General features: G+C 62.7%; 7 protein-coding genes. 5 read left to right on the forward strand and 2 right to left on the reverse strand.

The window, feature by feature from the left end; all coding sequences use genetic code 11:
- Nucleotides 1–89: 89 nt before the first annotated feature.
- Entirely contained in the window at nucleotides 90–968 is an 879-nt protein-coding gene (locus HNQ83_RS30720) for an acyl-CoA dehydrogenase family protein (RefSeq protein ID WP_175392595.1), read from the reverse strand.
- Between the two features lie 155 nt (nucleotides 969–1,123).
- On the opposite strand from HNQ83_RS30720, the gene olsB reads away from it, so the two are divergent.
- Entirely contained in the window at nucleotides 1,124–1,879 is a 756-nt protein-coding gene (olsB, locus tag HNQ83_RS30725) for an L-ornithine N(alpha)-acyltransferase (protein ID WP_007903792.1), read from the forward strand.
- Nucleotides 1,879–2,670, forward strand: coding sequence for a lysophospholipid acyltransferase family protein (locus HNQ83_RS30730; RefSeq protein ID WP_175392596.1), 792 nt, complete (start codon nucleotides 1,879–1,881; stop codon nucleotides 2,668–2,670). Before olsB ends, HNQ83_RS30730 begins: the two co-directional genes overlap by 1 nt.
- 107 nt (nucleotides 2,671–2,777) lie before the next feature.
- Here HNQ83_RS30730 and HNQ83_RS30735 read toward each other — a convergent pair whose 3' ends face one another.
- The gene (locus HNQ83_RS30735) at nucleotides 2,778–3,356 is read right to left on the reverse strand and encodes an ACP phosphodiesterase (RefSeq protein ID WP_175392597.1); all 579 of its coding nucleotides are present in this window, start codon (nucleotides 3,354–3,356) and stop codon (nucleotides 2,778–2,780) included.
- Between the two features lie 171 nt (nucleotides 3,357–3,527).
- Here HNQ83_RS30735 and HNQ83_RS30740 point away from each other — a divergent pair, with 171 nt between their 5' ends.
- From HNQ83_RS30740 to HNQ83_RS30750, 3 genes are read left to right on the forward strand one after another with little or no spacing between them, the layout of a single operon-like run.
- Complete coding sequence (locus HNQ83_RS30740; RefSeq protein WP_175392598.1) at nucleotides 3,528–3,830, forward strand: helix-turn-helix transcriptional regulator; 303 nt, start codon at nucleotides 3,528–3,530, stop codon at nucleotides 3,828–3,830.
- 34 nt (nucleotides 3,831–3,864) lie between these two features.
- Nucleotides 3,865–5,031: an MFS transporter gene (locus tag HNQ83_RS30745; protein WP_175392599.1), complete on the forward strand. Its 1,167-nt coding sequence runs from the start codon at nucleotides 3,865–3,867 to the stop codon at nucleotides 5,029–5,031.
- A 21-nt stretch (nucleotides 5,032–5,052) separates the two neighbouring features.
- Nucleotides 5,053–6,102 carry an alkene reductase gene (locus HNQ83_RS30750; protein WP_175392600.1) on the forward strand — a complete coding sequence of 350 codons (1,050 nt, stop codon included), beginning with the start codon at nucleotides 5,053–5,055 and terminating at the stop codon, nucleotides 6,100–6,102.
- Nucleotides 6,103–6,578 lie beyond the last annotated feature (476 nt).

Consider the following 6,578-nt stretch of genomic DNA (forward strand, 5'->3'; position numbering starts at 1 on the left):
GCTTGTGATATCGCTTTCGCGAGCAGGCACGCTCCCACAGGGGAATGCATTTCAAACTGTGGGAGCGAGCCTGCTCGCGAAGGGGCCCGCTAATACGCCGCTAAAGCCTTGGCCAACCGCTTCCCCCGCGCCCCCGCCGCCAGATCCATCACCGCCTGATCGCGCTGCCACATCGCCGCCCACGATGGCGGGCCATCGGCCATCGCCTGAGTCACTTCCCCCTTGAGCGCCTCGAACTGCGCAAACAACCCGCCCAGTAACACATGCCCTGCCGGATTGTTGGGTGGCTGGCGGCTGACTTCCGCGCAACCGGCCAGCAGCGCCAGCAAACGCAGTTGGAGGTTTTGCGGCCAGTCGCTGTCCTGGCCGACGCCGTACAGCCACGCCGTCATCGCACTCAGTACATAGATGTCTTCCAGGGTGCGGAACGGTTTGACGTAGGCATCCCAACCATCCCCCGCCAGCAATTCGCACAGTGCGTTGTCCAGAAACAAACGGCCGTGGCTGATGTCCGGCATCAACGGGATTGCCGGGAGTTTCTCCACCCGCACGCCCGGCTCATCGGGATAGACCACCGCCAGGCTCAGCCGTGGGTCGTCGCCCGATTGTTCGCTGCGGGCAGCGATCAACAGCCAGTCGGCAGCATCGCCGGCGGTGACGAAATCCTTGCGCCCGCTCAGGCGCAGATCCCGCAGGCGGGTCTGCATGTCCGCCACCCGCAGGCTGCGTTGTTCGGTTGCGCACAAGGCGCCGAGGCTGGGCGGCGCGCTCGGCCACAGCATGCGCAGCGCCGCCTGATACCCGACCAGAAACGCCAGCCCCGGGGTCGCCATCAGGCGTCCACCGGCCACGGCCAGTTCGAACGGAGTGACATTTCCCAACAGCTGCAACAGCGTCACGAACCCTTCGCCCAGGTCCGGGTAGGCGGGCAAGCGATCGCGGCGATTCAACAGGGTTTGCCAGGGCATAAGAGGCTCCTTGTGGGCTGTCATATAAGCATCACCAAAGCTTAACGGCGATGACACCGGGGCTACATAGCCTGACTTTGCACAACAAGGCTGGATAAAGAAAGTCGATCCGCTGTAACCCAAAGACGGGTGAGCAGCCCGCACGGAGATTCGCCATGACTCAGATCGCCCGCATCAGCGACACCGGCAACGAACGCCGCCTGCAAGCCGAACGCCTGGTGGGCGCCGAGGCTTTGCAAGAGGCACAGGCCTTGCGCTTCAACGTGTTCAGCGGCGAATTCAACGCCAAGCTCAAAGGCGCGGAGCTGGGTCTGGACATGGATGACTACGACGTTCATTGCGCCCACATCGGCGTGCGTGACTTGAACACCGGGCGCCTGGTGGCGACCACCCGACTGCTCGATCACACGGCCGCCAGCAGCCTGGGCAAGTTCTACAGCGAAGAAGAATTCAGCCTGCACGGCCTGGTTCATCTGAAGGGTCCTATCCTCGAAATCGGCCGCACCTGCGTCGACCCGGCCTACCGCAACGGCGGCACCATCGCCGTGTTGTGGGGCGAGCTGGCCGAGGTGCTGAACCAGGGTGGCTACAGCTACCTGATGGGATGCGCGAGCATCCCGATGCAGGACGGCGGCATCCAGGCCCATGCGATCATGCAGCGCCTGCGCGAACGTTACCTGTGCACCGAACACCTGCGGGCCGAGCCGAAAAAACCGCTGCCGACCCTGGACATTCCATCGAACGTGATCGCCGAAATGCCGCCCCTGCTCAAGGCCTACATGCGCCTGGGCGCGAAGATTTGCGGCGAACCGTGCTGGGACGAAGATTTCCAGGTCGCCGACGTGTTCATCCTGCTCAAGCGCGACGAACTCTGCCCGCGCTACGCCAAACACTTCAAGGCGGCTGTGTAATGGTTCGGTTGCGCGTGTACGCGCGAATCGCTCGAGTGCTGCTGGTGGTCGCGCTCGGCTTGGGCATGGCCAGTGTATTCGGGGTGTTCGAGCGCCTGGGCCTGGCTCACTCGATGGTCCGCCGCCAGCGCTGGTCGCGGTTTTTCATGGCGCGCTTGAGCAACGCCCTGCCCTTCGATGTGACCGTGCAGGGTGAACTGCCGAAATCGCCGATGCTCTGGGTCAGCAACCACGTGTCCTGGACCGACATTCCACTGCTGGGGATGCTCACGCCGCTGTCGTTCCTGTCCAAGGCCGAAGTGCGCACCTGGCCGGTGGCGGGTTGGTTGGCGGCCAAGGCCGGCAGCCTGTTTATCCGTCGCGGTTCGGGCGACAGCCAGTTGATCCGCAAACAGATGACCCGCCACCTGCAACAGGCGCATCCGCTGCTGATGTTCCCTGAAGGCACGACGACCGATGGCCGTTCCCTGCGCACCTTCCACGGTCGCCTGCTGTCGGCGGCGATTGATTCCGAAGTGAAGCTGCAACCGGTGGCGATTCGTTATGTTCGTGACGGTAAGCCCGATACGCTGGCACCGTTCGTTGGCGATGACGATTTGCTCTCGCACCTGATGCGCTTGTTTGCCAATGACCGGGGCGCGGTGGAGATTCATCTGCTCAAGCCGATCCCTTGCGAAGGCCGCGAGCGTGCCGCACTGGCGTTCGAAGCGCAGCAGGCGGTGCAGAAGGCGTTGTTTGGGGCGATTCCGGAAACCCAGCAAGCCCCGATGCGCCCGGCAATTGCTGCCTGAGTACATGTCCCTGTGGGAGCGGGCTTGCCCGCGATGAGGCCGGATCATCCAGCATCTATGTTGGCTGAACCACCGCCATCGCGGGCAAGCCCGCTCCCACAATGGGTTTATGGTGTTGGCCGGTTTTGTGCGAACGCCTGAAGCTGCGGATAGAACAACCGGAAATCCTCGCTCAACGGCTCATACAACACCCGCAATTCCTGCATCGCCGCCGCCAGCTCCTCCGGCCGGGTCAAACGCCGCGATATCCCCCGCAGCACCTGCTCCAGTACTTCGAACTCCCGATAAGACCCCAACCAGTCATTGGCCACCATGTGCGGCGCGATCCTCGCCAGGCGCTCCGGCAATTGTTGTTGACTGGACAGCACCCGGTACACATCCGAGGTGAACAGCTCCAGCGGGCGGTCCGCGTACAGCCGCCAGTCCCGCGCCAGGCAGTGATCGAAAAACACGTCGAGGACGATCCCCGCGTAACGCCGGCGGGTCAGGGAAAAACGCGACAACGAAGCATCCACCAACGGATGGCGGTCAGTAAACACGTCGATGCTGCGATGCAGCTGGATGGCCATTTCGATCTCCGGATCGAACTGCCCTTGCAGCCGTCCCTTGACGAAATCGCCATAGAGACTGCCGAGCAATTGACCGGGACGCTGGCCACCGAGGTGAAGATGTGCGAGATAGTTCATGGGCGCAGCTTAGCACTGCGCCCATGTCCCTATACAATCCTCGTATCGTTATAACCCGATATATCGATTTATGCGGTCGTCAGATCGAAATCATATTGGTATATCGCGAAATACCGATTTAAAGTTCGCTTCATCGCGATATAGCGTTTTACTAATCACGAGCCCCCGATCATGAACCTTGACCTCGACGAAATAATAAAAGCCCTGGCGCACCCGGTACGGCGAGACATCCTGCACTGGCTCAAAGACCCGACCGTCGAATTCCCCGATCAGTCTCACAGCAACGAGCACGGCGTTTGCGCCGGGCAGATCGATCAACGTTGCGGCCTCTCGCAGTCCACGGTGTCCGCCCATTTGGCGACCCTGCAACGCGCCGGCCTGATCAGCAGTCGCAAAGTCGGCCAGTGGCACTTTTTCAAACGCAATGAGGAAACCATCCAGGAGTTCCTCCGCATCTTCAGCAAAGAGCTCTGACCCTTAACGTCAGCCAGCCAAAAGGAAACAAACGATGCCCCTCTCGCTACTTATATTGGCCTTGAGCGCCTTCGCCATCGGCACCACCGAATTCGTCATCATGGGCCTGCTGCCCAATGTGGCGGCCGACCTCGGTGTGTCGATCCCCGGCGCCGGCTGGCTGGTGACCGGTTACGCCCTGGGCGTGGCCATCGGTGCGCCGTTCATGGCACTGGCCACCGCCAGGCTGCCGCGCAAGGCCGCCCTGGTCACGTTGATGGGCATCTTCATTGTCGGCAACCTGCTCTGTGCGGTGGCCAGTGACTACAACGTGCTGATGTTTGCCCGCGTGGTGACAGCACTGTGTCACGGCGCCTTCTTCGGTATCGGCTCGGTGGTAGCGGCGGGCCTGGTGCCGGCCAACAAACGCGCCTCGGCCGTGGCCCTGATGTTCACCGGCCTGACCCTGGCCAACGTCCTCGGCGTGCCGCTGGGCACTGCGCTCGGTCAGGAAGCCGGCTGGCGCTCGACCTTCTGGGCGGTGACCGTGATCGGCGTCATTGCATTGATCGGCCTGATTCGCTTCCTGCCGGCCAAGCGTGACGAAGAAAAACTCGACATGCGCGCCGAACTCCGTGCCCTCAAAGGCGCCGGTATCTGGCTGTCGCTGAGCATGACCGCGCTGTTCGCCGCCTCGGTGTTCACCCTGTTCACTTACGTGGCGCCACTGTTGGGCGAAGTCACCGGCGTTTCGCCCCGTGGCGTGACCTGGACCCTGATGCTCATTGGCCTGGGCCTGACCGTCGGCAACATCATCGGCGGCAAGCTGGCGGACAAAGGCCTGGCCGCGACGCTGATCGGCGTCTTCATCGCCATGGCCGTGGTCTCCACCGTATTGACCTGGACCAGCGTCGCGCTGATCCCGACCGAGATCACCCTGTTCCTCTGGGCCACCGCGTGTTTCGCCGCCGTGCCTGCCCTGCAAGTGAACGTGGTGACCTACGGCAAGGCGGCGCCGAACCTGGTGTCGACCCTGAACATCGGCGCCTTCAACGTCGGCAACGCCCTGGGTGCCTGGGTTGGCGGCAGCGTCATCGCCCACGGTTTCGGCCTGACCAGCGTGCCCCTGGCGGCAGCGGCTCTGGCAGTACTCGCCCTGCTGGCGACCCTGATCACTTTCCGTCAGAACGGCGACCCCGAACTGGCCCCTGTTACCAACTGATCTTCACGAGAGAGCTATTTCATGACGACTATTTTCGATCCGATCAAACTGGGCGACCTCGAACTCGCCAACCGCATCATCATGGCCCCGCTGACCCGCTGCCGCGCCGACGAAGGTCGGGTACCCAATGCGCTGATGGCTGAGTACTACGTACAACGCGCCTCGGCTGGCCTGATCCTCAGCGAAGCCACGTCGGTCACCCCGATGGGCGTCGGCTACCCGGACACCCCGGGCATCTGGTCCAACGATCAGGTGCGCGGCTGGACCAACGTGACCAAGGCGATCCACGGCGCCGGCGGCAAGATCTTCCTGCAACTGTGGCACGTGGGTCGGGTTTCCCATGAGTCGTACCTGAACGGCGAAAAACCGGTCGCCCCAAGCGCCATTCAGCCTAAAGGTCACGTCAGCCTGGTTCGCCCACTGTCCGATTTCCCGACCCCGCGCGCCCTGGAAACCGCTGAAATTGCCGACATCGTCGACGCCTACCGTGTCGGCGCGGAAAACGCCAAGGCCGCCGGTTTCGATGGCGTGGAAATCCACGGCGCCAACGGCTACCTGCTCGACCAGTTCCTGCAAAGCAGCACCAACCAACGCACCGACCAATACGGCGGCTCCCTGGAAAACCGTGCACGCCTGCTGCTGGAAGTGACCGATGCCGCGATCGAAGTCTGGGGCGCCGGTCGTGTCGGCGTACACCTGGCACCGCGCGCCGACGCCCATGACATGGGTGACGACAACCTGACCGAAACCTTCACCTACGTCGCTCGGGAACTGGGCAAACGTGGCATCGCCTTCATCTGCTCCCGCGAAAAAGAAGCCGACGACAGCCTCGGCCCACAGATCAAGGAAGCCTTCGGCGGCCCGTACATCGTCAACGAGCGCTTCACCAAGGACAGCGCCAACGCCTGGCTGGCCAGCGGCAAGGCTGATGCGGTGGCCTTCGGTATTCCGTTCATTGCCAACCCGGATTTGCCGGCTCGCTTGGAGGCCGATGCGCCGCTGAACGAGGCGCGCCCGGAACTGTTCTACGGCAAAGGCCCGGTTGGCTACATCGACTACCCGACGTTGTAATCGTCAGCCGTTGAAATGCAAAAGCCCCGGACTCGGAAGAGCCGGGGCTTTTTATTTATTGTGGGTTTGACGCCGCTTCTGCAGGAGCGAGCCTGCTCGCGAAAAACCCGAGGGTGCTGTGGGGCATCTGGTTTTACGCGTTATCGTTCACGACCTTCGCGAGCAGGCTCGCTCCCACAGTTGGATTGCGTAAACCAGCGAGAATCAGGTCGGCTGCCAGGCCGCCATCGCTGGCAAGCCAGCTCCCACAGGGGATTGGGTACATCCGCGAGAGATAGGTCGGCTGTTAGGCCGCCTTCGCGGGCAAGCCACGCTCCCACAGGGGAACGCGAACAGCAGTGAGGTCGAGTGTCAGCTCGCCTCGGCTGCTTTTGATCTGCCCGCCCCTTCGGGAGGCTGAGTGAGGCGTTTATCCGGGGAGTGGCGCGCAGCGCCGTTCGACGCAGTCGAACACGCTGCATGTAGGTGCAGCGAAG

This window comes from Pseudomonas sp. C2B4, from assembly GCF_013359695.1.
Classification (GTDB): Bacteria; Pseudomonadota; Gammaproteobacteria; order Pseudomonadales; family Pseudomonadaceae; genus Aquipseudomonas.